At 40.2% G+C, this 26,743-nt stretch carries 25 protein-coding genes and 2 tRNA genes; 20 read left to right on the top strand and 7 right to left on the bottom strand.

The window, feature by feature from the left end; genetic code table 11:
* The first annotated feature begins 100 nt into the window (after positions 1-100).
* From CYP05_RS07190 to CYP05_RS07180, 3 genes are all read left to right on the top strand, one after another.
* On the top strand, positions 101-5,941 hold the full coding sequence (locus tag CYP05_RS07190) for a hypothetical protein (RefSeq protein WP_103642452.1): 5,841 nt from the start codon (positions 101-103) through the stop codon (positions 5,939-5,941).
* Positions 5,942-6,068: 127 nt separating this feature from the next.
* Positions 6,069-6,144: transfer RNA gene (locus CYP05_RS07185), tRNA-Phe, on the top strand.
* 31 nt (positions 6,145-6,175) lie between these two features.
* A tRNA-Ser gene (locus CYP05_RS07180) sits at positions 6,176-6,266 on the top strand.
* Between the two features lie 157 nt (positions 6,267-6,423).
* Here the strand turns inward: CYP05_RS07180 and tupA are convergent.
* Positions 6,424-7,242 carry a tungstate ABC transporter substrate-binding protein TupA gene (tupA, locus tag CYP05_RS07175; protein WP_002941321.1) on the bottom strand — a complete coding sequence of 273 codons (819 nt, stop codon included), beginning with the start codon at positions 7,240-7,242 and terminating at the stop codon, positions 6,424-6,426.
* 75 nt (positions 7,243-7,317) lie between these two features.
* Between tupA and tupB the strand changes: the two genes are divergently transcribed.
* From tupB to CYP05_RS07125, 10 genes are all read left to right on the top strand, one after another.
* On the top strand, positions 7,318-8,010 hold the full coding sequence (gene tupB, locus CYP05_RS07170; RefSeq protein ID WP_103642451.1) for a tungstate ABC transporter permease TupB: 693 nt from the start codon (positions 7,318-7,320) through the stop codon (positions 8,008-8,010).
* Between the two features lie 9 nt (positions 8,011-8,019).
* Positions 8,020-8,973, top strand: coding sequence for a tungstate ABC transporter ATP-binding protein TupC (gene tupC, locus CYP05_RS07165; protein ID WP_103642450.1), 954 nt, complete (start codon positions 8,020-8,022; stop codon positions 8,971-8,973).
* Between the two features lie 245 nt (positions 8,974-9,218).
* The gene (locus CYP05_RS07160) at positions 9,219-9,914 is read left to right on the top strand and encodes a TorD/DmsD family molecular chaperone (protein WP_103642449.1); all 696 of its coding nucleotides are present in this window, start codon (positions 9,219-9,221) and stop codon (positions 9,912-9,914) included.
* A complete protein-coding gene (locus tag CYP05_RS07155; protein WP_002941238.1) occupies positions 9,904-10,077 on the top strand; it encodes a twin-arginine translocation signal domain-containing protein in 174 nt (57 codons plus the stop codon). The genes CYP05_RS07160 and CYP05_RS07155 overlap by 11 nt, the downstream gene beginning before the upstream one ends.
* 30 nt (positions 10,078-10,107) lie before the next feature.
* Positions 10,108-12,933, top strand: coding sequence for a formate dehydrogenase subunit alpha (locus CYP05_RS07150; RefSeq protein ID WP_103642448.1), 2,826 nt, complete (start codon positions 10,108-10,110; stop codon positions 12,931-12,933).
* Position 12,934: 1 nt separating this feature from the next.
* The gene (gene fdh3B / locus CYP05_RS07145) at positions 12,935-13,576 is read left to right on the top strand and encodes a formate dehydrogenase FDH3 subunit beta (RefSeq protein ID WP_009294800.1); all 642 of its coding nucleotides are present in this window, start codon (positions 12,935-12,937) and stop codon (positions 13,574-13,576) included.
* A gap of 219 nt (positions 13,577-13,795) precedes the next feature.
* On the top strand, positions 13,796-14,578 hold the full coding sequence (fdhD, locus tag CYP05_RS07140; RefSeq protein WP_103642447.1) for a formate dehydrogenase accessory sulfurtransferase FdhD: 783 nt from the start codon (positions 13,796-13,798) through the stop codon (positions 14,576-14,578).
* Positions 14,571-15,314, top strand: coding sequence for a winged helix-turn-helix domain-containing protein (locus tag CYP05_RS07135; RefSeq protein ID WP_009294802.1), 744 nt, complete (start codon positions 14,571-14,573; stop codon positions 15,312-15,314). The genes fdhD and CYP05_RS07135 overlap by 8 nt, the downstream gene beginning before the upstream one ends.
* Positions 15,315-15,339: 25 nt before the next feature.
* On the top strand, positions 15,340-15,528 hold the full coding sequence (locus CYP05_RS07130) for a hypothetical protein (protein ID WP_002941192.1): 189 nt from the start codon (positions 15,340-15,342) through the stop codon (positions 15,526-15,528).
* An 87-nt stretch (positions 15,529-15,615) separates the two neighbouring features.
* The gene (locus CYP05_RS07125; protein ID WP_103642446.1) at positions 15,616-16,941 is read left to right on the top strand and encodes an aminotransferase class V-fold PLP-dependent enzyme; all 1,326 of its coding nucleotides are present in this window, start codon (positions 15,616-15,618) and stop codon (positions 16,939-16,941) included.
* Positions 16,942-17,341: 400 nt separating this feature from the next.
* On the opposite strand, the gene CYP05_RS07120 is transcribed toward CYP05_RS07125, so the two are convergent.
* Genes CYP05_RS07120 through CYP05_RS07095 form a run of 6 tightly spaced genes read right to left on the bottom strand, consistent with a single transcriptional unit; the run spans position 17,342 to position 20,816 of the window.
* Positions 17,342-17,686: a DUF6980 family protein gene (locus CYP05_RS07120; protein WP_219809359.1), complete on the bottom strand. Its 345-nt coding sequence runs from the start codon at positions 17,684-17,686 to the stop codon at positions 17,342-17,344.
* A 3-nt stretch (positions 17,687-17,689) separates the two neighbouring features.
* Positions 17,690-18,304 (bottom strand): ATP phosphoribosyltransferase, encoded by a 615-nt coding sequence (gene hisG, locus CYP05_RS07115; protein ID WP_103642445.1) that lies wholly within the window; start codon positions 18,302-18,304, stop codon positions 17,690-17,692.
* Positions 18,301-18,930 carry a type III pantothenate kinase gene (locus CYP05_RS07110; RefSeq protein ID WP_021087426.1) on the bottom strand — a complete coding sequence of 210 codons (630 nt, stop codon included), beginning with the start codon at positions 18,928-18,930 and terminating at the stop codon, positions 18,301-18,303. Before CYP05_RS07110 ends, hisG begins: the two co-directional genes overlap by 4 nt.
* Entirely contained in the window at positions 18,917-19,249 is a 333-nt protein-coding gene (locus CYP05_RS07105) for a hypothetical protein (RefSeq protein WP_012140325.1), read from the bottom strand. The genes CYP05_RS07110 and CYP05_RS07105 overlap by 14 nt, the downstream gene beginning before the upstream one ends.
* Positions 19,246-20,253: an L-seryl-tRNA selenium transferase gene (locus CYP05_RS07100; RefSeq protein ID WP_103642444.1), complete on the bottom strand. Its 1,008-nt coding sequence runs from the start codon at positions 20,251-20,253 to the stop codon at positions 19,246-19,248. The genes CYP05_RS07105 and CYP05_RS07100 overlap by 4 nt, the downstream gene beginning before the upstream one ends.
* Positions 20,253-20,816 (bottom strand): hypothetical protein, encoded by a 564-nt coding sequence (locus CYP05_RS07095; RefSeq protein ID WP_103642443.1) that lies wholly within the window; start codon positions 20,814-20,816, stop codon positions 20,253-20,255. Before CYP05_RS07095 ends, CYP05_RS07100 begins: the two co-directional genes overlap by 1 nt.
* A 124-nt stretch (positions 20,817-20,940) precedes the next feature.
* Here CYP05_RS07095 and gatC point away from each other — a divergent pair, with 124 nt between their 5' ends.
* The 7 genes from gatC to CYP05_RS07060 are packed head-to-tail and all read left to right on the top strand — an operon-like array spanning position 20,941 to position 26,743.
* On the top strand, positions 20,941-21,228 hold the full coding sequence (gene gatC, locus CYP05_RS07090; protein WP_103642442.1) for an Asp-tRNA(Asn)/Glu-tRNA(Gln) amidotransferase subunit GatC: 288 nt from the start codon (positions 20,941-20,943) through the stop codon (positions 21,226-21,228).
* A gap of 4 nt (positions 21,229-21,232) precedes the next feature.
* On the top strand, positions 21,233-22,366 hold the full coding sequence (locus tag CYP05_RS07085) for a type IV pilus twitching motility protein PilT (RefSeq protein ID WP_021085022.1): 1,134 nt from the start codon (positions 21,233-21,235) through the stop codon (positions 22,364-22,366).
* Complete coding sequence (locus CYP05_RS07080; RefSeq protein ID WP_103642469.1) at positions 22,366-22,977, top strand: CvpA family protein; 612 nt, start codon at positions 22,366-22,368, stop codon at positions 22,975-22,977. The genes CYP05_RS07085 and CYP05_RS07080 overlap by 1 nt, the downstream gene beginning before the upstream one ends.
* A 2-nt stretch (positions 22,978-22,979) precedes the next feature.
* Positions 22,980-23,447 carry a Fur family transcriptional regulator gene (locus CYP05_RS07075; protein ID WP_002941362.1) on the top strand — a complete coding sequence of 156 codons (468 nt, stop codon included), beginning with the start codon at positions 22,980-22,982 and terminating at the stop codon, positions 23,445-23,447.
* Between the two features lie 4 nt (positions 23,448-23,451).
* Positions 23,452-24,960: a lysine--tRNA ligase gene (gene lysS, locus CYP05_RS07070; protein ID WP_258031539.1), complete on the top strand. Its 1,509-nt coding sequence runs from the start codon at positions 23,452-23,454 to the stop codon at positions 24,958-24,960.
* On the top strand, positions 24,957-26,201 hold the full coding sequence (locus tag CYP05_RS07065; RefSeq protein WP_103642440.1) for a serine hydroxymethyltransferase: 1,245 nt from the start codon (positions 24,957-24,959) through the stop codon (positions 26,199-26,201). The genes lysS and CYP05_RS07065 overlap by 4 nt, the downstream gene beginning before the upstream one ends.
* Positions 26,201-26,743 carry a DUF1882 domain-containing protein gene (locus tag CYP05_RS07060; protein WP_103642439.1) on the top strand — a complete coding sequence of 181 codons (543 nt, stop codon included), beginning with the start codon at positions 26,201-26,203 and terminating at the stop codon, positions 26,741-26,743. The genes CYP05_RS07065 and CYP05_RS07060 overlap by 1 nt, the downstream gene beginning before the upstream one ends.

Raw genomic sequence — 26,743 nt, 5'->3', positions numbered from 1 at the left:
TGTTATTTTTTTAGTTTAGATAAAAATTTATTTTTTCTTATATAAAAATTTAGTAAATTTTTCCGATACTACAATACACATATTTTACAGGGATGAAAAAATGCCAAATTTTGACGCCATAAGGATCGGCGTTATCAAAAAGATCAAAGGTGAAGCCATCGCCATAAGCAGGGACGGCACTATGAGGGTGCTGCACAAAGGCGATGAAATTTACCTTGGTGATGATATAAAAACGAGCGAAAACTCGAACCTTACCATTGTTTTTGATGACGGCGAAAAGGCTTATGTCGGCTTTAGCTCGGTATTTCACACAATAAATGTCTTTGCTGAGCATAAAGGCGAGCTAGTCATCCCAAAAAATGCAAACATCCTTGAAAATCACAAAGAACACGCAAATGACGATGATCAAATCTCCCATCAAGAGCTATCTTCTCACGGCTCATCATCGCACAATTTCGCCTCAGCAGGCAGTAATGGCATCAAATTTGAACTAGGTGGCCACTACTCAAATATCTACGACTTCTACACTGGTTTGCGCGCTCTTGAAGCGAGGCATGACGAGGTCAAATGGCCAGTTGGCGAGGCTAAGATCGGCGGGGTCTCTTACGCTGGATTTGGCGCGCAAAACCTAAATTTTACACCGCCAGAGCCAAACATCGTGCTAAATTTCAACCTCACAAGCGACACTGGTGAGAAAAAAGGCTTTTTAGGAGGAGCACAACTAAACTCACTACCAAAAACTCCTGATGGCAAGAAGATCATCACAAGCATAGGCGTTGATATCCCAGACGTTGCTAAAAATGGCGACATCATCACAATAAAGACAAACATGAAAGGTGGTGGCAAAACTAGCAACTACAAAGTAAATACGATAACAAACGAGCTAATCCCAGTTGATAGCACCGGCACGCCCACTGGAGCGCCTGCTATACCTATAGTAAATGGCAAAGCAGAGATCACTGGGGTTGAAATTTTAAACCATGGCAAAACGACCGTGACAAGCTCATACACCACTGGTGGCAGGACATTTACAGCGCCACCAACTGCCTATGAGCTAAACGACACGCCAGCCATTTCAAAAGTGACAGCCACGCTTGATCTTGATAAAAATGGCGACGGCGTTATAGACGCGACCGAGCTAGGATATGGCAGTGGCACGCAAACTAGCGGCATGAAATTTGTAGTGCCTGACGAGCTTAGCACTGGAGATAAGATCACGTTTAAGCTAAATGAGCCTGGCAAACCACCAGTTGAGAAGAAATTTACGCTAGATAAAGAAAATGGCACAGCCACTGATGAGGACGGCAACACCTATATATTTACGACCGATGAAAATGGCGCAGTTAGCTTTAGCGTGCCAAACATCGCAAACATCACAGCAGGAAGCAGCATAGAAACTGGTGTAGTCGATAAATTTGGCAACATCTCAGCCACTCACACTACGCCAAGCAGCAGTGTAAGTGACACTGTAAAAGTGACGCTAACAGCTGATAAAAACGGCGATGGGCTGATAAGTGGCGACGAGATAGGAGATGGCACTTCAAAGGTTGAGATAAATTTACCTCGCACTATAAAACCAAAAGAGAGCGTCACTATAAACATAGGCGGCTCGCCAAAAGAATTTGTCGTAAGCGACGATGGCACAAGCGTCTATGATAAAAATAACCCAAGCATAGTAGTGCCAATAGTTAATGGTAAATTTGAAGTGCCAGGCGTAAGCGTGCCAGTGACACCTGGCTCAAGTGTATCTATAAACACAACAGTTAATGACGAGCATGGCACGCCAAAACCAAATGGCACAAGCAACCAAACCACCCCAAGCGTCGTAGTAGCTCCACCTGTAAAATCAGCCAAGATAAGCTTTGATAGTGACTTGGGCTCTAGCAATAGAACACCAGATGGCAAGATAGACACTTCAGAAAACAGATACAATGACGGCGACCCAACAAAAACTGATGCGTCTATAAAAATCCCAAGCGTGATAAAAGAAGGCAATAAGATAGCCATAGATGTCACAAATCCAGACGGCAGCAAAACGCACAAGGTCTACACATACACTAATGGCAAGATAATCGCCCCTGATCACAATGAAGTGCCACTAAATGATGGTAAATTTAAGATCACAGTGCCAATAGAACATGGCAAAACCACAAGCATAACGACGACCATGATGGACAAGGCTGGCAACAAAGGCGAGAGCGACACAAATGAGATAAAATTTAGCGACAGCCCAGTGGCTAAATTTGTCAAAGACGCTGACGGAGATGGGCTCATAGATGATACCACTGGAGCCATAACGACCTCTGATGTAAAGGTCTATCTCCCAAGTAGCGCAGTGCCAAAAGATGAGCTAAAGATAAGCATCCTAAACCCACTTACCAACAAACAATCAACCGTGAGCTACATCCTAGACGATGATGGCGTGCATATGATAAACAAAAAAGACCCAAGCGATATAAAAGTGATAAGTGACGGCGCTATCACCATACCAGACGTGACGGTAAGCAGCAAGCGCCCAACCTTAGTCGATGCGACCCTTATAAAAGATGATGGGAGTGCGATCTCTGGCACATCAAGTGGCAGGCTATTTGCCTTTGGCGTGCTGGACTACATAGACGATGTAAAGCTTGTTACAAAGATAGATAATGCCGATATCCACTCCGCAAAATACCTAAACGAAGAGGACTACGAGCACATCATCTCGACAAGCCAGTATGAGTCAAATTCGACCCAAAAGATAAACTACAACATCGCTCTTACAAATGACGAACAGCCATACATTAAATTTGGCATAAATAAGCCTGATACCACAAGTGACGGCAAGGGCTACGTGCTAATCGAGATAAAAGACGAAAACGCAAATATAAGCGATAGCTTTATAGCTAAGATCGAAAACAATACCGTCATAGCAGACTTTGAAAAGGTTGGCAAAAAGCTAGATAGGACTCACCACATCATAGATGCCACCTACGTGGGGACTGACGGCGTGCCTCAAAGAGATGATAACCTAACTATCACAGTCGATCTTGACTCAAAGCCTGACAAGCTAATAGAATCTGACTTTGACAATATAAAAAACGGCTCTGGTAGCTACGCTATAAATTTTAGTGGCAAAGGCGAAGCCGCAAACAATCCACACGATGAAAAATCAAAAGACGTAGAGGTCATAGACGCTGAGACATCTGAGAAGACGACACTGACACTTGATAGAAATTTAAGCTACTCTGGAAGCTTTAACGTAGCGCAAAACACTGGCAGCAAAAACTACATAGTAGAAAGGCTGGATGATGCGGGAAATTTAGCCGTTCAAACCGTGACTATGGTGGCAAATAAAGGCCTTGATGTTGATATGTGGTTTTATGATTGTACAAATAAAGAATTTTGGAGTAAATACAGCCCTGTAATCTACAAACCATCGGCACCACCTTATCACTACAATGACACTTTGCCAACACCAACAACTGCTGGCTTATACCATGTAGCAAATCACTATACACAGTGGATGGAGTGGGCTGGTGTTAGTGCAACTACTACATTTAGTCAAGTTACTTTTAGATCAGGTCGAGATTATAATAGATCTTGGACTAGACCACACTCAGGTGAGCTAAATACAAATGATATGGCAAGGGTTGGGCATTCTCCAAATGCAAGCAAAACAGATACATATGGGCTAGATCCCTATACGGTAGATACAGAAAATTATCCAGCAGATTATTCGAAAAAAGATGCCTCTGGGAAATACAGAGAAGATTATTTAGAAAATTTTAAAGGAAACTATACATTACTGGAAGCTGAGACAGTAGGAACAGACCTTATCATGCATATGAGTGGCTGGATATATGTAAGCGAAACAGCCAACTACTTATTAAAAATGCAATACTATCAAGACCTAGCAAGCCTTAAAATATCAAATCATGAAATGCAAGGCGCTTGGTGGTCTGGTGATTATGGCAAACATAAGACAGAAGCTAGTTTTCACCTTGAAAAAGGCTTTCATAAAATAAATATTGACTACATTGATCAAAGAACAGATCTAAATTTTGATATTGCGATTAAAAAAGATAGCACTTATAAAATAATAGGCTCACAAGGAAGCGGCACGCATCTTTTTAGTGATAGCTATGTGAAAGCTTTAGAAGATAAAGGATATGTCAGTAGTGCTGATGCAAATGGCTATAGAAAAGCACTAAATGGCTATGGCAACGATCCAGATGATTTTAACAAAGTAATACATCTAAAACACAACACAGATGCTCTTGAAGGTAGCAACCTAAACGATGTCTTTATCTATAACGGCAAGAGCATAGATGCAAAAGGTGGCGTAGATAAGCTGATATTTGTTGAAGATATAGACCTTAGTGAAGTAAATAATCTAAAAGATAAACTAAAAAGCTTTGAACGCCTGCAACTAGGCACAGAGAGCCAAAACGTTTCAATCGCATTAAACGCAAAGAGCGTTCTTGACATCATAGATTCAAAAACAACAAAGATAACAGAGGGCGAATACTCAACCTTAAGAACTATACCTGGAACAGAGAGTGTAAATACAGTTTTAAAGATAGCAGGCAAGGATGGCGACATAGTAAAACTTATAAATTCTGGAGTTAATAAATTTGAATTAGCAACAAAAGAAGAGGTAACTTTACTAAACTGGAAGCATAGCAAAGCTATAGGGGATAGCTATAACAAAGTAGAAGTGGATACAAATGGACATGCAGTAAATCACGTCTATAAAGGCACATACGTAAAAGATGGCGAGTTAAAGACATTTTTCATTGAGATAGACAAAAATGTCAAGATCGTAGCGCAAGAGCGCAACTACGACGACACCTTTACATATAATGCCACCAACGCTATAGACGCAAAAGATGGAGTAGATACACTCATCTTTACAGCAAATACCGACCTTAGCAACATAGATGTAAAAGATGAGCTAAAAAGCTTTGAGAGGGTGCAACTAGGTAAGGATAATGAAGCGGTTGCCCTCACTCTAAATTCAAAAAACATACTTGACATCGTTGATTCAAAAGAGACCGCCACGACCATCGAAACAAGTGGCACGAAAAAAGAGATACAAGGCACAAAAAGCATAAATACAGTCTTAAAAATAACGGGCGACGAAAGTGACACGGTAAAACTCATAGGAAGCTTCTCAAAAGCAACTGATGAGGAAGTGACGATGCTAAACTGGAAGCATAGTCAAGTTGTGGGCGATGATTTTAATAAAGTCGAAGTCACAGACAATAGCGGTAGCAAAACCTACCCTAACCACAGCAATGTAACTTACAATGCAAGTGCAAATGCAACGATACACGGCATGGATCACGCGGTAAATCAAGTCTATAAGGGCACATATACCGATGGAGCTAACACAAGGACATTTTTTGTAGAGATAGACAAAGGCGTTAAATTTACACGCGAAGGAGATGACAAAGATAATAAATTTATCTATGACGGCGATCCGATAGACGCAAAAGGTGGCGTTGATACGCTCATCTTTACTGAAAATATCGATCTTAGCAGAGTGGATGATCTAAATGATAAACTAAAAAGCTTTGAAACTTTACAGCTTGGTAGCAAGAGCGCTCAGGCGGTCTCGATAGGACTAGATGCCAAAAGCGTGCTTGATATCATAGACGCACAAGTAACAGATGGTGGTCTAAAAAGCGTAAATACCGTGCTAAAGATCAAAGGCGATAATAATGACAAAGTGGCACTAGAAGGCAAAGGCACTATCTTCGCGCAAGCTACAGACAGCGAAGTAGCGGCACTAAATTTAAAACATAGCGCTTTAGGCGATACACACAACCAAGTAGCAGTTGATGGTAGCGGTCACGCTGTAAATCAAGTCTATAAAGGCATATATGGCAGCGGAGCTGGCGCACAAACATTTTTTATCGAGATAGATAAAGATGTAAGTGTAGTAAATTTGGTACATTAAATTTAACTTTGTCGGGCTAAAAATTTATAGTTTTATATTTAAATTTCTTAAAAACAAAAGCTTCTTGTAGATTTTTAAACTTAGTTTAAATATTTAAAATGTATAATCCAATTTCTTTTATCAAGGTGGTTGGATAGCTCAGTCGGTAGAGCAGCAGACTGAAAATCTGCGTGTCGGCAGTTCGATTCTGCCTCTAACCACCATTTCTTTTTCATAAACTTTTTTCATGGGCACGGACAGATGGGTGAGCGGCTGAAACCACACCCCTGCTAAGGGTGCAGCTCTTAATCGGGGCTCGAGGGTTCAAATCCCTCTCTGTCCGCCACCAATACAATGTTTTTCTTTCCAACCCTCCCCCATAAATTTCAGTGTTTTGGCTATATTTCTTATTTTGAATTTGGTTTTTTAGCTTAAGTGATTAAAAATAAATTTAAAAAAATATGAAAATTTATAAGAAGATGGGCGATTGCTCGCCCTTTGAATTAGTTTTTGCGTGTGTTTGCGTCTGGAGTGAAAAGTGGCTTATCAAGAAGCTTGAAGTCGCCTATAAATTTCTGACCCTCTTCGCTTGTCGCCCATTTTATAAATTTCTCTGCATTTTCGATGTCAGTTTTAGGGCAGTGTTTTGGATTTACTGCGATTAGAGAGTAGAAGTTTTTAAGGTCGTTGTCGCCCTCATTGATGATGACCATCTCAGGATGACCTTTTTGATTTGCTTCATATTTAATGTAAGTACCGCGATCAGTAAATGTAACGCCTTTTTGCTCAGCAGCAGCATTTATCGTAGCTAGCATGCCTTGACCTGTTTGCATATACCAGCTATCTTTTTCAGGGACTTCGCCAGCGATCTTTTTCCAGATGCCTTTTTCTTTATTATCTGTGCCTGATTTGTCGCCACGTGAGAAGAATTTGATACCATCTTTTTTGATAAGCTCAAAGCTTTGTTTTATATCTTTACCTTTAAATTTATCAGCGATTGATTTATCAGCGATAACGACGAAATCATTGTACATTACGGCATTTCTTTTTAAACCAAAGCCTTTTTCTACAAATTCTTTCTCAACTTTTGGTGAGTGAACGAAAAGTATGTCAGCGTTGCAGTCTTCGCCAAGCTTTAGAGCTGCACCTGTACCAACAGCTGTCCATTTTATATCAACACCTGTTTTTGCCTTATAAGCTGGATAGATCGCATCAAGCAAGCCAGTGTTATCTGTACTTGTTGTAGTCGCCATGATTAGTTCATTGTCAGCGCCAAACGCCAAAACTGCAGCTGCTAGTGAGCCTAAAATAATCTTTTTCATTTTTCTCCTTTAAAAAAAATTGTGATATTATAGCACATTTAAAATAATCTTAAGAAATATGCTAGGAAAGAATAATTGGATTTTTTACTTAATGGCTTTACAGAAGCCTTTAATCTACTTTTAAACGGCAATCTTGAAACATATTCAGCCATCAAGGCTACCCTTTACACATCAAGCGTGTCGATACTTCTTGCCGTTCTTGTGGGCTTTCCACTTGGTTTCATACTTGGCTTTTATGACTTTAGGGGCCGAAAAATTTTGCGCCTTTTAAGTGACACTGCTCTTGCCATGCCAACAGTTGCGATCGGCCTTATCTTATACGCATTTATCACTAGAAATGGCCCGCTTGGCAGCTTAAATTTGCTCTTTACGCTAAAAGCGGTCATGCTGGGTCAGTTTGTGCTCGCCCTTCCTATCATCATCTCGCTTACTGCAAGCGTTGTTGAAAATATGGAGAAAAAGCACTATCTAACTATCCTAAATTTACGCCTTGCGCCAGCAAGGCTAGTTTGCTGTGTGCTTTACGAGCTGCGCTACGCTCTCATGGTCGTCATCGCCACCGCATACGGCAGGATAGTCGCTGAAGTTGGCGTTGCGATGATGATAGGTGGCAACATAAAGTACTTTACTAGAACGATCACCACAGCCGTTTCGCTTGAGACGAACAAGGGCGAATTTGCCATGGGTATTGCGCTTGCCATGGTCTTGATATTTATCGCATTTTTAGTAAATTTAGCGATCTTTGCGCTCAAAAAACTAGACAAATAGGATCAAATTTTGATAAAGATAAGAAATTTACACCTAAGCTACAGCAAAAGCGAGATCCTAAATATCCCAAGCCTTGATATAAATACTAAAAAGATAACCGCTCTAATGGGCAGTAATGGCAGCGGCAAAAGCACGCTAATAAGAGTGCTCTCACGCCTGCAAAGCCCAGATAGCGGCGAAATTTCACTTTGGGGAGAAAATAGACCAAGCCTTGAAATGTTGCGTAAAATTTGCGTTTTGCTGCCTGAGCCTGCCCTTTTAAAAAGAAGCGTTAGAGAAAATTTCAAAGTCATCTTAAAAAGTAGAAATTTACTAAGCGAATTTGAGGAGCGAACCAGCGAAGCACTAGCTCTCGTGGGACTTGATGAGAAATTTTTAGATAAGCGCCACTTTGAGCTAAGCTCTGGTCAGACGCAGCGCATCGCATTTGCACTTGCACTTTCTTTAAGAGTGCCATTTTATCTGCTTGATGAGCCTACAAACAGCGTTGATATCGGCACTTCAAAGCTCTTTAGCAAGGCTATAAATTTGATGCACGAGAAATATGGCTGCGGCTTTGTCATCGCAAGTCACGACGAAAAGTGGCTTAGTATGCTAGCAAACGAGTGTGTGTTTTTACACAAAGGCAGAGTCTGCGAGTTTGAATACAAAAATATCTTTGAGATAGAGGGTGGCGTGCTAAGCTTTGGCGACGAAGCACGGCTAAATTTACCTTCAAATTTTAAAGGTAAAAGTAAGATCACGATCAATCCAAGCAAGATAAAAATTTCTAAAACAGGTGGAGAGGGTCAAATTTCAGGGATTTTGCACTCGGCCTCGCTCTACATGGGTGATGAAAAGCTTTTGAAGGTCAAAGTTGGCGACTTTTTGATCAAAATTTTTAGCCATGATGATGAAATTTTAAAGATTGGAGAGCGAGTATTTTTAGAATTTGAAGATGGCTCGATGCTCGCTTTGGAGTAAAATTTACTCCTACTCTTTAAATTTATTCCAAAAATAAAAATGGATATCAAAAAAGAGCTAAATTTTAATAATCCTGCTAAAAAATCATATTTTGTATAATCCCCTAAAAATAGTGCTTTTAAATATGCAATTAAGGCATATTTAAGCTTTTTTTAACTTTTCTAATTTATTTTATTTTAAGCCAAATTAATAAGGCAATTAATTGTATAGTTTCAGTGTCGTTAAAAAACTATTTAAGGAAAAAGGTGAGCACAAAAGAGGAATTTGCAGCTGGCAGAAAACTTTACTACGCTACTTTCTCTAAATTCTTCGTATTTAGTGAAGATGAAAAGAGATTTGATGGCCTTAGTAAAATGCTTGATCTCATAGAAGAATATAGCTTAAATGATGAAGTCTCGCATGCTGTTGCAAATATAAAAAGTAAATTTGATGAAAAAAATCCAGAGAATTTGATCACCGAATTTGATGACATTTTTCACACTCCGCCAAGTCCGCTTCGAAATTCGCTCTCTTTTTACGATGAGGGTTATGAAGTGGGTCATGCTTGTGCCGATGTGCGTAAAATTTTGGCTAAGACAAACATCAGAAGAGATGAGAGTAAATTTAAAGAGAATGAAGATAACGTGGGCTTTGTCTTTACACTTATGAACGAGTTTATCGGTAAATTTGACGAGTGCGAAGAGGAGCTTTTTAAAAATATTATAAATCCAAACATTGATGAGTTTATAGAGAATTTATATGAGCATAAAAATAGTGAAATTTACAAGGATGTGGCCGTTTTGCTAAACGAATTTATCACGTTTGAGCGCGTTGCACTAAACTCACCAAAACCGGTCAAGATAGACCACAAAAAGAGCGATGGTCTTTCAAGATCTGAAAGCATAAGAAGAGAAAAAAATAGGATAAGAAAACTAAGAACGGAGGGTACATATGCAAAATAGACGCGAATTTCTAAAAAAAGTCGGTCTGGTTGGCGCTGTGGCAGCAAGTGGTGCGGTAGCAGCAAATGCTAATGAAAATTTAAAATCAGGAAAGAGTAAAAAGACCGAGGTGCTTTACAAAAGAAGCAAAAACTGGGAACTTTACTACAAACAAGCAAAATAAAATTTGATAGAAATTTAAGAAAGGATGAAAATGTCTGAAGCTAGATTAAACGCTACGCCAAACAACATCGGCCGTAGATCGTTTTTAAAAATGGCTGCATTAGCAGGTGCTAGTGGAGCGGCCGGCTTTGCAGCAAGCAATGTCACAAGAGAAGCAACAGCTCAAGAGATGGCAAACCCATTTCCAGACTCAAAAATAGTAAAAACTGTCTGCACAGTTTGCTCTGTAGGATGCGGAGTGCTAGCAGAGGTAGAAAATGGTGCATGGGTACGTCAAGAAGTAGCACAAGATCACCCAGTAAGTGCTGGTGGTCACTGCTGTAAAGGTGCAGACGTTATCGATATGGTGCGCTCACACTGCCGTGTAAAATATCCGATGAAAAAAGTTGGCGGCAAGTGGCAACGCATCTCTATGACGCAAGCACTTGACGAGATCGGCGCAAAGCTAAAAGCTTACCGCGAGAAAAATCCAGAGCAAGTTATGTTTTTGGGTTCAGCAAAAGATAGCAATGAGCAGAGCTACTACATCAGTAAATTCTCTGCGATGTTTGGGACAAACAACCTAGATCACCAAGCAAGAATTTGACATAGCGCAACAGTCGCCGGTGTGGCGAATACGTGGGGTTATGGAGCTATGACAAATCACCTTGGAGATATCCAAAACGCGAAATCTATCTTTATAATCGGCGCAAATCCAGCGGTAAATCACCCAGTTGGCTTTAGGCACTTTTTAAAAGCAAAAGAGAATAACGGCGCAAAACTAATCGTTGTCGATCCAAGATACACAAGAACAGCGGCAAAGGCTGATTATTTCGCACAAATTCGCCCAGGCACAGACATACCATTTATGTATGGCATGATGAATCTCATCTTTGAAAATGGCTGGGAAGATAAGAAATTTATAGATGAGCGCACATACGGCATCGATGATATCCGCAAAGAGGCTGCAAAATGGACACCAGAAGTTGTTGAAGATGTGACTGGAGTGAGCGCTGCAACGCTAAAAGAGATCACAGAAATTTATGCTAAAAACCGCCCTGGCTCAGTCGTTTGGGCGATGGGTCTAACTCAGCACACAATAGGCAGCTCAAATACTCGTATAGCTCCGATCTTGCAACTAGTTCTTGGCAACATGGGCGTAAGTGGCGGAGGATGCAACATCCTAAGAGGCCACGACAACGTTCAGGGCGCTAGCGACATGGCAAACGCACCTGATAGCTTGCCTGGATACTATGCTAAAAACGAAGCTACATGGAAATATTTTGCCAAAATGTGGAAAGTGGATTACGAGTGGCTGCAAGGAAATTTCGTAAAACCAGAGTGGATGATGAAGCCTGGATTTACTCTAGCTCGCTGGTGGGCTGGTGTGCTTGATGGCAAAGATGGCAACGACGCTATCGAAAACGCAGGCGATAGCCTAAAAGCTCTTGTAGTTATAGGTAACGGCATAACATCTACTGCACAACAAGCAAAGGTTCAAGAGGGTCTTGACGGGCTTGAGCTTTTAGTGCTTATGGATCCATTTGTAAATGATGCTGGCGTTATCACTAACAAAAAAGATGGAGTTTATCTTCTCCCAGCAGCAACTCAATATGAAACTAGCGGCACAGTCGTAGCTACAAACAGAAGTGGTCAATGGAGAAGTCAAGTATGTAAGCCACTTTATGAGAGCATGCCAGATCATGAAGTTTTATTTGAACTAGCTAAACGCATAGGCTTCTATGACGAGCTAACTCGCACTATAAGAGATGCCGATGGCAAGATAGAGTGGCCAGAAGCTGCTACCCGCGAGATAGCAAATATCGTAAAAAGTATCGGACTTACAGGCTGGACACCTGAGCGCCTAAAACGCCACCAAGAGAACTGGGATAAATTTGATGAAAAAACACTTATGGGCAAAGAGGGCACTGACGTAGCTGGTGAGTATTACGGCTTGCCATGGCCTTGCTGGACGGAAAAGCACCCTGGTAGTCCAAATTTATATGATATAAGCAAACCAGTAATGCAAGGTGGTATGGGATTTAGAAACCGCTTTGGTTTAGAGCACAACGGCGTTAATCAGCTTGCTGCAATGGGCTCTGCTCCAGAGCAAGGCGCGGTAAATGGCGGATATCCTGAGATAACTAAGAAAAATATCGAAGAGGTTCTTGGTATAAAACTTACAGATGAAGAGCGCGAAAAAATGGGCGCTACATGGGCGACTGATGGCAGCGGCATAATCGCTGAAAAATGTATGCAAAAAGGCATAGCTCCATACGGCAATGCACGTGCTAGAGCAATAGTTTGGACATTTGTTGATCAGATCCCTCAGCATAGAGAGCCGATCCACTCACCAAGACCAGATCTAGCCAAGAAGTATCCAAGCTTTAAAGATAAAGCAAAACAATACCGCGTTGATACTAAATTTGAAAGCTTGCAACAAAGTAAGGACTTCTCAAAAGAATTCCCTATAAATTTAACTACGGGACGCCTTGTAAACTTCAGCGGTGCTGGTATGGAGACGCGTGCTAGTAAGTATCTATCACGCATTACGCCTGAGATGTTTGCCGACATCCACCCAGAGCTAGCGGCTAAACATGGCATTAAAAATTGGGATTTTGTTTGGGTTCATTCACCTGAGGGCACTAAGATCAAGGTTCGCGCAAGGATCGTGCCATCGGTTAAGCCTAATATGATCTTCTTGCCATTCCACTGGGCTGGATATATGCAAGGTGTTGATATGACTGGAAATTTCCCTGAGGGAACAAGACCTTTTGCAGTTGGCGAGAGCGCAAATACCGTAACAAACTACGGATATGACATAGTCACTCAAATTCCAGAAACAAAAGGCGGTCTTTGCCGCATAGAAAGGGCATAATATGAGCGCATTTAACGATAACAATAGACTTAAATTTTACTGCGACACAGATAGATGCATTGATTGCAACGGCTGCGCAGTAGCATGTGATGAAGCTCATGAACTACCTATCGGCGTTAGAAGACGCCGCGTTATAACGCTAAATGAGGGTGTGCCAGGTAAAGAAATTTCAACGTCAATAGCATGTATGCACTGCGAAGATGCACCTTGTTCGCTCGTTTGTCCGGTTGATTGTTTCTACATCAGAGCTGATGGCATCGTGCTTCACGATAAAGATATTTGTATAGGCTGCGGATACTGCTTATATGCTTGCCCATTTGGTGCGCCACAATTCCCTAAAGATGGTGCCTTTGGTGCAAGGGGTGTAATGGATAAATGCACCATGTGTGCAGGCGGTCCGCTACCAACTAATAGCGAAGAAGAGCGCGAAGTATATGGACAAGATAGAATTTCTGAGGGCAAGGTGCCAGTTTGTGCTGCGATGTGCTCTACAAAAGCTCTATTAGTTGGCGAGTCAGATGTGATCGAAAAAATCTACAATGACAGAGTTGCTGCAAGAGGTTATGGCGAAAAGAACCTAAAACAAACTACTGTTTGGAAGATCGCTTACTACGCTGGCGACAGACTAAAACTAAAAGCGTAAATTTATAGGTGCTTTTTGCACCTATAAAATTTGTTATTTTCTCTAACTTTATACTTTAAGAAATATGCCTATTTTGCATATCAAATTTTAATTATAATAACGTTTATTTCGTATTAAAATGCGTTTAAGCTTTTTGCTTTATTTAAGCAAGTTTTTACTACAATCCAAAATTAAATTTAGCTTTTTGGGCTATCATTTGTGAAAACTTCAAGGAGCAAGATGGAACCGATTTATAAAACGCAGATCATCAAATATAAAGGCGAGCAAAAAGCACAGGTTGATGATATCTTGGTGCGTGAGATCAAGCTTGAAATTTACATAAATGACAAAAAATTTGGTGCCGTTATGGCAACGCCAACGGATCAAAAGGCGCTTGCTGTGGGCTATTTGATCAGCGAAAACGTCATCACAAAGCCAGAGGACATAACAGAAGTTAAGCTCTCAAGCGACGAGCTAAGCGTCTATGTAAGCGCCAAAGTGAACGAAAAGCGCTTAGAGCAGTTTGACGAAGAAAAGGTCATAATAAGTGGCTGTGGCAGAAGCTCAACGGCAAATATCGACCCACAGGCGATGGCAGCAAGAGCCGTAAAAAGCGGGGCTAAATTTAACAAAGATATGATCCTTGCTCAAATGAAGGAATTTTACACGCAATGCGAGCTTTATGAGATGACTGGCTGTGTGCATACGGCAAAGCTTTTTGTGAGCGAAGATAAATTTTACATAGGCGAGGATATCGCTCAGCACAACACGATCGACAAAGCTGTTGGCAAGGCCGTTTTAGACGGAGCTAACTTAGCAAATTCATTTTTGATGGTGAGTGGCAGGCTAAGTTCAGAGATGGTCGCAAAGGCCGTTATGCACGGCATCCCAGCGCTTATCTCAAGGACAGCACCGACTAGCCTTGGCGTAGTGATCGCTCGTAAATTTAAGCTCTCGCTTTGTGGTTTTGCAAGGGGCGAAAATATCAACGTTTATAGCGGCGAAGAGAGAATTTATGAGTAAAAATTTAGAAGAGCTAATAAAACAAACGCTAAATAAAAGCGGCAAACTTGACTGCGGCACTGCTTTTAAGATCGCAAATAAGCTTGGCATAGAAGTCGGCGAGGTAAGCGACGAGGCAACCAGGCTTGGCATCAAGATAGACAACTGCGAGCTTGGGCAGTTTGGCGCCCTAGATAAAGACCGCGGCAAATTTACATTATCACTAAAACTAAAAGAAGTGAGCGACGAAAAGGGCAGAGTTTTTTGCAAAGATGCAAGAGAGATGGCGGCGGCTAACGGCGGGCTAAAGACCATGCGCTCGACGCTTAGAGACTACGGCTTTGACGTGAAGTACTGTCAGCTAGGCTGTTTTAAGGAAAAGAAAGGCAAAAAGATGAGAGTAAAGACAAAGACTTGGATAGAAAACGACGAGGGCGAGCTTATATTTGGCAAGGGCAAAACCGAGGTTTTAGACGTTATAGCCGAGGTTGGCTCGATATCAAAGGCAGCTGAAATTTTAGGCATGAACTATAAAAAATGCTGGTCGCATCTGCAAATTTTGCAAAAAAATTTAAAAGAAGATCTCTTTACGACCAAGCAAGGTGGCGGAGATAGCGCTGGCACTACGCTAAATGATAGAGCACACGAGCTCATAAACGCCTATAAACAGCTTCAAAATGACATCGAAGACTACGCAAATAAGCGCTTTAAAGAGCTATTTTTAAAACAAGACGAGAAGAAAAACGATAAAAAATAAACCAAATTTTTAAAAGGAGAAAAACATGTATGTAAAACTAAACGACAGGACTTATCTAAACAAAGATAAGATCACTAGAATCAAGATCGATAGCGTTCAAGACGGCATTCGTATCCGTTTTTATGAGGGTGCAAACCAAGTTGCTAAGAGCCAAAGATTTGAGAGTGAAGCAAAAGCTAACGAGTGGTTAGAGAAAAACTTCTTAAACAAATAAACAGACGCGAGTGGGCGCCCTGCCCGCTTGTAACCTCACTTTATACAAAATTTCATTATAATCACGCTTTTAACCAAAGGGAAAATCGTGCCAACTATAGATGAAGTAAGAAAAAATATCATTTTAAAAGATGGAATTTACTATTTTGACTACACGGCCTCAGGACTTGCCTATGCGCCTATCGAAGATGAAATTTCAAACTTTTTAAAAACCTACGCAAACACCCACTCAGACAGCAGTTCAAGTGCCGTGCTAACGCAAAAACGCTATGAAAACGCAAGGGCTGAGCTAAAGGAGCTTTTGGGACTTGATGATAGCTTTTATCTAATAGCAACAGGTCAAGGCGCAACGGCTGCGATAAAGAAATTTCAGGAGATAATGGGAATTTATCTGCCGCCAGCAACAAGAGCCTTGATCGGCGAAGCAAATTTAAGAAGCGTAAATTTACCACTCGTGCTGGTTGGCCCCTATGAGCACCACTCAAACGAGATCAGCTTTCGTGAAGGGCTTTGCGACTGCGAGCGCATTGGGCTTGATGAAAATGACGAGATAGACTACGTGATGCTTGAGAGGACGCTAAAACTAAACGCAAAAAGAAAGATCATCGCCTGCTTTAGCGCCGCCTCAAACGTCACAGGCGTAAAAACCGACTACAAGAAAATTTACTCACTCGTTAAGAAATTTGGTGGAGTGGTGGCATTTGACTGCGCAGCAACCAGTTCGCATGAAATTTTAGACTCCGCCTACTTTGACGCAGCCTTTTTCTCGCCTCACAAGCTACTTGGCGGAGTTGGAAGTTGCGGTCTTTTGGCGATCAAAAAAGAGCTTTATACAAGCGATATACCAAGCTTTGCAGGTGGCGGCACCATCGCGCTTGCGACGCCATCAAAGCACCTTTTTATAAAAAATGCCGAGCAGCTTGAAGAGGCTGGCACGCCATCTATCTTGGGGCTGGTGCGAGCAAGTCTAGCCTACAACTTGCAAGCAAGTGTCGGAGTGGAAAATATCAAAGCACGTGAAGATGAGCTAGCAAATTTCTTTGAAAAAGAGCTTAGCAGCATCGAGGATATCACCATTTATGGTCCTAAAAATGCAGAAAAACTGCCTATTTTTTCATTTAATGTGCGAGACATTTCACCTTATGACTTTGCCGCAACGCTTAGCAACAACTACGGCATACAAAGCCGCGCTGGTGTGATGTGCGCTGGGCCTTATGCTTTTGATCTGCTGGGGCTTAAAGAGAATAAGATCTTAGAGAAAAAGCCAGGTTTTGTAAGAGTGAGCATGCACTACACGCACACAAAAGAGGACGTGCTCTATCTCATAAACGCTATCAAATCATCAATCAAAAAGCACCGCGAGCTTTGGGGCGAGGAGAAGGCGATGTATGAGATGTTTGGCGGTAAAATTTAGGCTAAATTTGTTGTTTCGGGTTAAAATTAACTATCAAGAAAAGTTAAAAATTTAAAATTTTAAAATGCAAAAACAATTATTATTTTTTGATCTGAATTTGCTCGTTCTTCCCATTTAAATTTTAACTGTATCAAATAAAATTTACCATCTTGGATCAAATTTTGCCAGCAGAATTTAAAGCAAATTTGCTGTTTTTATACAAAGTTATATCTGCTCGGTCTTAAAAAATCTAACAAAACACACCGCCATTCTGAGTGGAGAAAAAAATATTAAGCATTTTATATTGCTTTTACATCTAGTTAAATAGAAATTTCTAAAGATTTTTTATGTGATAGCCGTTTAAAATTGGCAACAACTAGTTTTTATGTTGATTAAAAAGAGTTAAAAAAATAATTTTCAATCACTTCTTCAACCACCAACCATAATTTAAATATACTTTAGGAATTTCATCATTATCAATATCTATTCTTAATTTTTCCATTTTGTCAAACCATTTATCTCGTTTTGATTTTGGTAATTTTGTACCACAAAAAGGGCAAAATTTGATTGAAATACTGCTTGTGCCACCATCGTGAACGATAATTCCATATTCATCAAATTTAGGATAATACGAAATAAGCACGTCTGGGCAATCATAAATATTGTTATGAATCTTACAATTTAATTTCGTTGCCCCTTTCATTTGAGAGCAACAGTGTTTTACCTTAACCATTTTTTCTTTATTTATGATATTTACGTTTTTCAAATTTTACTTTGAAATTTCCTCTTTTATCTTTTGATAAAGCTCCAAAATTTCATCTTTTTTGATGATAAAACTATTTTTATTTGCGATTAGATAGGCTGAGCTTTGCATGATGTCGCCAGCCACTTTTAGCCCATTTTGCTTCATGGTTGAGCCAGTCTCGACCACATCGACGATCGCGTCACTTAGCCCAACAAGTGGTGCTAGCTCGATCGAGCCATAAAGCTTTATGATCTTCACGCCAACGGCAAGCTTGGCAAAGTAGTTTCTAGTGATATTTGGCATCTTAGTAGCGATCTTTAGCTCAGACCTTGAAAAATCAAGCTCATCTTCGTTTTTTATGCCGATGCAGACCTTGCACTTGCCTATTTGCAGATCAAGTAGTCTCACTACATTTGGCTTATGCTCTTCAAGCACGTCAAGACCGACCACACCGATATCCGCCGCGCCTTCGGTGACGTATGTTGGTATATCTTGGTTGCGAACCATTAAAAATCTAAAATTTCCCTCTTCAAGGATGAGTTTTCTATCCTCAAACATAAAGCTCGAACCAAAAATTTTTCTAAAAATTTCAAGCGTATCTTCTGCGATCCTACCCTTTGGCAAGGCTACTGTTATCATTTTAAAATTTCCTTTTTCTCATCGATTATTTTTTGCATGGCACGAAAGATCAGCATCTTGTCGCAAATGGCATTTTTAAAAAATTTAGACAAAAAGTCACCATCTCCGCCAGTAAAATAGACCTTTTTGCTGCCTGCTAACTTTGAAATAAGCGTGATAATGGGCTTTATGATGCCATAACTCACAGCATCGCTCGTCTTTTGAGGCAGCGCATCGATGTCTATTTGCGAATTTAGCGTCACATCAAGGCGTGGCGAGATACTTTTATAAGCATTTAACATAGTTGCGATACCTGGCAAGATGTAGCCGCCAAGATGAAGTGAGTTTGCCATTATATCAACGGTTATAGCACTTCCAGCATCTACTATAACGCCATCATTTATCATGTAGCATCCAGCTTTTCTATCTACTCCAAGACCTTGATAGATCGTGTCTATCTCAAAGTAAGGCTCTAAATTTACAAACATTTCGTCCTTATCTATCATGCGCAAAATTTCTTCATTTACGCAGATAAAATAGACCTTTTCGTCTGGTTTATAGTTTTTAAATTCACTAACTTTTATGTGTGTGATCTTGCCATTTTGCAAAAAAGAGGCGTTGGTGTTGCCGATATCACACAAAATCATAACAGCTCCAGCCTTCTTCTTTGAAGTAGTTTAGGGATTTTGAGCAAATTTGAGAGTTGTAAAAGATCACACGTTTTTTGATCTTGGTTTGAAATTTTTCTTCAAATTTAGTGCAAATTTCATTTATCTCGCTGGCTTCTTTGAGCAAAAGCCTGCTCTTTGCACTCCTTAAAAAAACGATCTCGTAGAAATTTTTTGTATCAACACCAAAAAACGCCTCAAGCGAGCGTTTCTTGGTAAATTCGCTAAGGTCAAGCCTTTTTAGATCCCTTAGCAAGATCTTTTTAGCTTCAAAAAGCTCCCAAATTTTTTGGTTCATTGCCCTAGATTAACATACTCGTTATCGTAGTAAAATGCGCCATTTCCCATGAAGCTTTTATCTTTTATCTCGTCGCTAAACTCGTAAATTTCAGCTCCACTAAGGTCTAAATTTGTCTTTATAACATAGCCTGTTTTTTCGATGACATAGAGCTTATTGTTGATGATAGTAGCTGCTGAGAAGATAGCAAATTTGAAATTTACCTTATTTTGCTCTTTTAGCATAAGGTCTGTTCTTACGATCGTGCCATCTTTTTTAAAGATGTAAATTTCATCGTTATGAACTAGCACATCTTTGATCTCGCCGTCATAATAAACTGTTTGGCTTGGGTTGATGACGATTAGTTTTTTGGCTGTTGCTGCGATTAGATTATCGCCCTCAACGCCTAAAAATATGATGTTGTTAAAGAAATTTTCAGAGCTTACGACAACGTCGCGTAAAATTCTACCAGTCTCTTTTTGCACGATGTAAATTTTACCATCAAGCGCTGGATAGACGATGAGTGAGCTCATAAAGTAAGGTGCCACAACTCTTGAATCAACCGCTGCGATGTCAGATGAGCTATACTCCATTAGTGTCGTAGCTGTGTTGATATCGATAAGGTAAATGTGGTTTGATGCGCTGATAGCTGCAAGTTGGTTTTGATCAAGTGAGGCTGCTACGATCGCAGTTGGAAATTTACCGCTATAAACGCTGTGGCCACTAGGATCAGTCACGTTTAGATCGCCATTTATACTAGCCGAGATGACAAAGCCGTTGTTTTCGTTTAAGAAGTTGAAATTTTCAGGCAAAGTAACGCTTTTGTTTAGCCCATTTTTAGTGATGATGTTGCCATTATCCAGCGTTGCGCCATTTGCATTTGCTGATTTGATGTAAGAAGGAAGATCTTTTGATAAAGATATCTCGCCAGAAGTTTGCACAGGCTCAAAATATTGTCTTTTTGTGCCGCATCCGCTTAGAACTAAAGCCAAGGCAAAAGCCAAGAATAGTGTAAGTTTTTTCATTATTTTATTCCCTGATAGTGTTTTAAATTTTTAACTAAAGTTTGTAGTTGTGAGTCAAGTGCGATCTTGTCAAATTCTACATTTGCCTCTTTGATTTTATTTTGTTTTAAAAGCTCAAAACCTTTTAAAAGTGCGTTATATTCGTTTAAAATTTGAGTATTTGCATCGCCAGTTTGTGAAAGGATGATATCTTTTACGATCGGATTTACTTTTAAATTTGCAAGCTCGCTAATGCCTTTTGTATCGTTTTTATCAAGCATTTGCCCAAGTGAGAAAAGTGCATATAAGCTTGGCTCTTTCTCCTTTAAAACATTTAAAGCGCTCGCGTCATTTGGATTTAAGATAAGCTTTGAATAGGCTAAATTTGCCTCCTCAACTCTGTTGTCGTTTAAAACCTTACTAGCGTAAAATCCGATGAGTGCGACGATAGCTACCACGCATAGCACGATCAGCAAAGTTTTGTATTTCCTAAAAAAACGCTCTCCCTTGATCATACTCTCAAGAAACTGCTCCTGGGCGTCGATCTCTTTTTTTATCTCGGTTAAGTCTTCTTTTATAGCCAACGTTTTTCCTTGCTTTTGAAAAATTTTAATTCGCAGATTTTAGCATAATTAAATTAAAAGTAGCCCAAAATTAAAGCTTGAATGTGATATAATGCCTCAAAATCAATTAAAAGGTTGCTTAATAATGCAAATAGACGACACTCTCTTAAATAAACTAGAAAAACTCTCCGCATTACAAATTAATGATGAAAAAAGAGAAGAGATCAAGAAGCAATTAAGCGAAATCGTATCTTTTGTCGATGTTTTAAACGAGCTTGATCTAAGCAGCGATGAGGCCGTAGTTAGCTCTATAAAAGGCGGCACTCCATTAAGAGAAGATGAGCCAAATTTAAGCGACGTTGTCGATGAAATTTTAAAGCACGCCCCTTCACGCGAAGGACACTTTTTTGCTGTGCCAAAGATCATAGAGTAAAGACATGGATCTAATCGAACAACTAAGAGCGCAAAGCTCGGATGCCCAAACCAAAGCATCAGAGAGCAATCTCTCTGGTGACATCCAAACGCTTCTAAAAACCGTTGTTTTCAATAAAGCCAGTGACCTTCACCTAGTCTCAAGGTCTGAGCCGCAGATAAGGATAGATGGTACTTTAAGGCCGCTTGAATTTGGAGTTCTAAGTGGCAAAGATATAGAAAATTTATGCTACGCTCTAATCACAGACGCCCAAAAGAGTGAGCTTGAAAATAATAAAGAGCTTGACTTTGCCATAGAGCTTCCAAATATCGGCCGCTTTCGTGGCAACTACTACTACACGATGAATGGCGATCTAGCCGCAGCTTTTCGTATCATACCTATCGACATCCCTTCGCTTGATGATCTAAATGCGCCACAAATTTTTAAATATATCATCAAACGAGAAAAAGGCCTTATCCTGGTTACTGGACCAACAGGCAGTGGTAAATCAACGACGCTTGCTGCGATGCTTAATGAGATAAATTTAAATTATAGAAAGCACATCATCACCGTTGAGGACCCAGTCGAGTTTGTACATAACAACAAAAAAGCCCTATTTTCACATAGAAACATAGGCACCGACACACACTCTTACTCGAAGGCGCTAAAATTTGCACTTCGTGAAGACCCAGATATCATACTTGTGGGCGAGATGAGGGATAGAGAGACGATCTCTACGGCTATTACAGCAGCTGAGACCGGACACCTAGTCTTTGGCACACTTCACACAAACTCGGCTATACAAACTATAAATAGGATCGTTGATAGCTTCGATGGAAGCGAGCAGCTTCAAGTAAGAAATATGCTTAGCGTTTCGCTAACTGCTGTCATCTCACAAAGTCTGATCCCCAAAATAGGCGGCGGAAGGTGCGCTGTGCATGAAATTTTGATAAACAACATGGCGATTTCAAACTTGATACGCGAAAACAAAGTGCATCAAATTTACTCTCAAATGCAGCTAAATCAGCAACAAACTGGCATGAGCACACAGACTCAAGCCCTGATGAAAGCGCTAAAAGAGGGCTTGATCACAAAAGAAAACGCGCTAGCCTACTCAACTAGCCAGCAAGAACTTCAAAATTTAATAGGAACTGTATGATGGATTTAGTAACTTGGTTTGACATTATCGTCATCGCCCTTGTCCTGATACTTGGTGTAAAAGGCATAATAAACGGGCTTATAAAAGAGACATTTGGGCTTATCGGACTTATCGGCGGTCTAGTTGTCGCTAGTAGATTTTCAGATGTAGCTGAGAGCTTCATAAGCAAAAATATCTATAAATTTGAAAATCCTTCATTTTTACAATTTGTCGCATTTATCGGACTTTGGCTAGTCTTTTGGCTAGTTTGTCTGCTAGTTGGCAAATTTTTATCAAAGATAGTTTCAGTAAGCGGTCTTGGCTTTTTAGACAGGCTTGGTGGATTTGTCATGGGAAGTGGCAAAATTTTCCTCACATTTTCAGCAGTCGTTGCTGTAATGTCAGGCACTTCGCTAAATAAAATGATCGAACCATACTTCACAAACAGCAAAGTCTATCCGCTCCTGCTTGAAACTGGTAGATGGATAACAAATATCGATGTGAAAAACATCAAAAATGAGCTGGACGAAATGGTAGTAAGACCAAAGGATACAAACAAGAGTGATGCATTTATATCAATGGATGCAAATGCAAGCACAAACACCGACACAAATGTCACCAAAGGGGAATAAAGATGATAGAAAATTTAGAATACGATGCCTTGCTTGAGAAATTTAAAAGAGTTCTTCGCGACAATGGTTTAAAATATACAAAACAGCGTGAAATTTTACTAAAAACGCTTTACAACAACGACGAGCACTTTACGCCAGAGAGGCTATATCTTTTTATAAAAGAGACCTATCCTGAGCTAAATATCGGCATCGCAACTGTTTATAGAACGCTAAATTTACTAGAAGAATCAGAGATGGTAACATCTATCAGCTTTGGCTCTCAAGGCAAGAAATTTGAGCTTGCCACAAAGCCACACCACGACCACATGATATGCAGAAAGTGCGGTCTTATCATAGAATTTGAAGATCCTATGATAGAAAAAAGACAGATAAGCATCGCAAAAGAGCATGGCTTTAAACTAACTGGTCACATGATGCAGCTTTATGGAATTTGCGAAAAATGTTCAAAAAATAATATAAAGGGAAAGTAAGGTGATATTTGACAACCAACACGAAATTCAAAGATTAGAAAGTATAGATGAGCTTAGAAATTTAGGCATAAATCCATATCCACATTTTCTTAGAAGAGATATGAATATCTCTAAATTTAGACTTAAATTTAACTATATAAAAGATACAGAAGAGAAAAAAGCAGAGGGGCAGCTAGTTGGCCTTGCAGGCAGGATAAAGCTGATCCGTGACGCTGGTAAAGCGGTCTTTGCAAACATCGAAGACGAAAATGGAAATTTACAAATTTACTTTAGCAACAAGACGCTTGATCCAGAGTGGTTTAAAATCGTTAAAAAATATGTAGAAATAGGCGACATCGTATATGTTAGAGGCTACGCTTTTATAACAAGAACTGGCGAATTTTCAATGCATGTAAATGAGCTTAGCTTAGCTACAAAGTCGATAAGTCCACTTCCAGAGAAATATCACGGCTTAGTTGATGTAGAGACAAGATATCGCCAAAGATACCTTGATATGATAATGAACCCTGAAGTTAGGGCTGATTTTAAAAAGCGCTCGGTGATTATAAGCACGATTAGAAGATTTTTTGAAGAAAAGGGCTTTTTAGAGGTTGAAACTCCGATGCTTCATCCAATAGCTGGCGGCGCAAATGCAAAACCATTTGTGACATTTCACAACGCCCTTGGAGTTGAGAGATACCTAAGAATCGCTCCCGAGCTATATCTAAAACGCCTTGTAGTTGGTGGTTTTGAAGCTGTTTATGAAATGAATAGAAACTTTAGAAACGAGGGCATGGATCTAACTCACAACCCTGAATTTACAAGCATAGAGTTTTACTGGGCATATCACAACTACCACGATCTAATGGGTATCACAGAGGATTTATTTAATGTCATTTTAGAAAAACTTGGCATGGAGAAAGTGATAAATTTTGATGGCATGGAGATTGACTTTAGTAAGCCATTTAAACGCATAAGCTATAAAAAAGCCTTAGTTGAGATAGGCGGACTTGCTGAAGATATCGTAAGCGATAAGGCTAAAATTTTAGCAAAACTAAGGGCTGATGGCTTTGAAGCAAACGATAAGCTCGACCTTGGTCACTTGCAGGCTGAACTCTTTGATAACTACGTAGAGAGCAAGCTCATCCACCCAACTTTTGTCATCGACTATCCGATCTCTATAAGCCCACTTTCAAGAAGAAGCGACACAAATCCTGATGTGGCAGAGAGATTTGAGCTATTTATCGCTGGTCGTGAGCTAGCAAATGGATTTAACGAGCTAAATGATCCAATCGATCAATACAACCGCTTTAAAGCACAAATCGATGCTAAAAATGCAGGCGATGACGAGGCTCACGAGATGGATGAAGACTATGTAAAAGCCCTAGGATACGGCATGCCGCCAGTTGCAGGAGAAGGCATAGGCATCGATAGACTTGTGATGCTTCTAACAGATAAAAAATCAATACGCGACGTTGTTCTCTTCCCAGCGATGAGACCACTAAAAACTGAGACAAAGGAGAATGAAAAATGAGTTTGCAAAGCTACGATAAAGAAATTTTTAACCTAGTAAATTTAGAGCTAAAACGCCAGTGCGACCATCTAGAAATGATCGCTAGTGAAAATTTCACTTATCCAGATGTTATGGAGGTGATGGGCTCAATCCTAACAAACAAATACGCTGAGGGCTACCCTGGCAAGAGATACTATGGTGGTTGTGAATTTGTCGATGAGATCGAGCAAATCGCGATCGATAGATGCAAAGGGCTTTTTGGATGCGAATTTGCAAACGTTCAACCAAACTCAGGCTCTCAGGCGAATCAAGGTGTTTACGGCGCTTTACTTAATCCAGGCGATAAAATTTTAGGCATGGATCTAAGCCATGGTGGACACTTAACACACGGCGCAAAGGTCAGTAGCTCTGGCAAGATGTATGAGAGCTTTTTCTATGGCGTCGAGCTTGATGGCCGCATAAACTACGATAGAGTCATGGATATCGCAAAGATAGTAAAACCAAAAATGATCGTTTGTGGCGCAAGTGCATATACAAGAGAGATCGAGTTTAAAAAATTCCGTGAGATAGCTGACGCTGTTGGCGCGATACTCTTTGCAGACGTTGCCCACATCGCTGGTCTTGTAGTAGCTGGTGAGCATCAAAGTCCTTTCCCATACTGCGATGTCGTAAGCTCAACTACGCATAAAACTCTAAGAGGCCCAAGAGGCGGCATCATCATGACAAACAACGAAGAGTACGCTAAAAAGATAAACTCTTCTATATTCCCAGGCATCCAGGGCGGACCACTAGTTCATGTCATCGCAGCAAAGGCAGTTGGCTTTAAGCATAACCTTAGCCCTGAGTGGAAAATTTACGCTAAACAAGTAAAAGCAAACGCTAAAAAACTTGGCGAAGTGCTAATAAGCAGAGGCTTTGATCTAGTGAGTGGCGGCACTGACAACCACCTAATCCTAATGAGCTTTCTAAACCGCGAATTTAGCGGAAAAGACGCAGACATCGCTCTAGGAAATGCTGGCATAACTGTAAATAAAAACACAGTCCCTGGCGAGACAAGAAGTCCATTTATCACAAGTGGTATACGTGTGGGTAGTCCTGCGCTTACGGCTCGTGGTATGAAAGAGGCTGAGTTTGAGCTAATAGCAAACAAAATAGCTGACGTTCTAAGCGACATAAACAACACATCTTTACAAGAGAAGACAAAAGCTGAGCTAGTTGAACTTGCTCATAAATTTATAATCTATGATAAAGCGACATTTTAATGCAAAGTATTGATACGGCACTTATAAAGATTATTACAACTCACTACTATATCAAGCGTGATACGATCGTCAATAAGATAGAGTACAAGGGCAAAATTTTCTTTGATAAATTTGAAAAGATCAACGAACCACTAACTTATAGTGTCATGAAAGAGCATGAGGAGGGCAAAGCTATAATCGCTCACTCGCTAATTAATGCAAGTGATAAGGTCGAAAATATAGTCTTTGACTACAACGGCAGAACTCCAGATAGGTTTTGGCATAGAGCGCAGCTTCTTTTAAGAGAAGAAGGCTTTATAAATTTCACAGCCTACGAGACCAAGACGCCGGGACATTTGCACCTTTATGTGCATAAAGGTCACACTACGCTAAATGAAGCTTGCACGCTTGCAAATATGCTAAACGCAAAGCTCTCACAAAAATTAGCCAAAGAGTGGAGAATGTTTCCTAATCAAGATATGCCAAAAGAATTTAACATTCTAACTTTGCCATATAAACTCTATCAAAAAGAGCGTGGTGCTAGCTGGTCAAAATATATGTAA

This window comes from Campylobacter concisus (assembly GCF_002913545.1).
In the GTDB taxonomy this organism is placed as follows: domain Bacteria; phylum Campylobacterota; class Campylobacteria; order Campylobacterales; family Campylobacteraceae; genus Campylobacter_A; species Campylobacter_A concisus_AV.
The sequence above is the reverse complement of the archived record's forward strand: the minus strand, read 5'-3'. Positions and strand labels throughout refer to the sequence as shown.

Coding starts and splice junctions, on each gene's coding strand:
- CYP05_RS07190 (WP_103642452.1), top strand. CDS start 101: ATGCCAAATTTTGACGCCATAAGGATCGGCGTTATCAAAAAGATCAAA.
- tupA (WP_002941321.1), bottom strand. CDS start 7,242: ATGAAAAAGATTATTTTAGGCTCACTAGCAGCTGCAGTTTTGGCGTTT.
- CYP05_RS07155 (WP_002941238.1), top strand. CDS start 9,904: ATGCAAAATAGACGCGAATTTCTAAAAAAAGTCGGTCTGGTTGGCGCT.
- fdh3B (WP_009294800.1), top strand. CDS start 12,935: ATGAGCGCATTTAACGATAACAATAGACTTAAATTTTACTGCGACACA.
- fdhD (WP_103642447.1), top strand. CDS start 13,796: ATGGAACCGATTTATAAAACGCAGATCATCAAATATAAAGGCGAGCAA.
- CYP05_RS07135 (WP_009294802.1), top strand. CDS start 14,571: ATGAGTAAAAATTTAGAAGAGCTAATAAAACAAACGCTAAATAAAAGC.
- CYP05_RS07130 (WP_002941192.1), top strand. CDS start 15,340: ATGTATGTAAAACTAAACGACAGGACTTATCTAAACAAAGATAAGATC.
- hisG (WP_103642445.1), bottom strand. CDS start 18,304: ATGATAACAGTAGCCTTGCCAAAGGGTAGGATCGCAGAAGATACGCTT.
- CYP05_RS07110 (WP_021087426.1), bottom strand. CDS start 18,930: ATGATTTTGTGTGATATCGGCAACACCAACGCCTCTTTTTTGCAAAAT.
- CYP05_RS07105 (WP_012140325.1), bottom strand. CDS start 19,249: ATGAACCAAAAAATTTGGGAGCTTTTTGAAGCTAAAAAGATCTTGCTA.
- CYP05_RS07100 (WP_103642444.1), bottom strand. CDS start 20,253: ATGAAAAAACTTACACTATTCTTGGCTTTTGCCTTGGCTTTAGTTCTA.
- gatC (WP_103642442.1), top strand. CDS start 20,941: ATGCAAATAGACGACACTCTCTTAAATAAACTAGAAAAACTCTCCGCA.
- CYP05_RS07085 (WP_021085022.1), top strand. CDS start 21,233: ATGGATCTAATCGAACAACTAAGAGCGCAAAGCTCGGATGCCCAAACC.
- CYP05_RS07080 (WP_103642469.1), top strand. CDS start 22,366: ATGGATTTAGTAACTTGGTTTGACATTATCGTCATCGCCCTTGTCCTG.
- CYP05_RS07075 (WP_002941362.1), top strand. CDS start 22,980: ATGATAGAAAATTTAGAATACGATGCCTTGCTTGAGAAATTTAAAAGA.
- CYP05_RS07065 (WP_103642440.1), top strand. CDS start 24,957: ATGAGTTTGCAAAGCTACGATAAAGAAATTTTTAACCTAGTAAATTTA.
- CYP05_RS07060 (WP_103642439.1), top strand. CDS start 26,201: ATGCAAAGTATTGATACGGCACTTATAAAGATTATTACAACTCACTAC.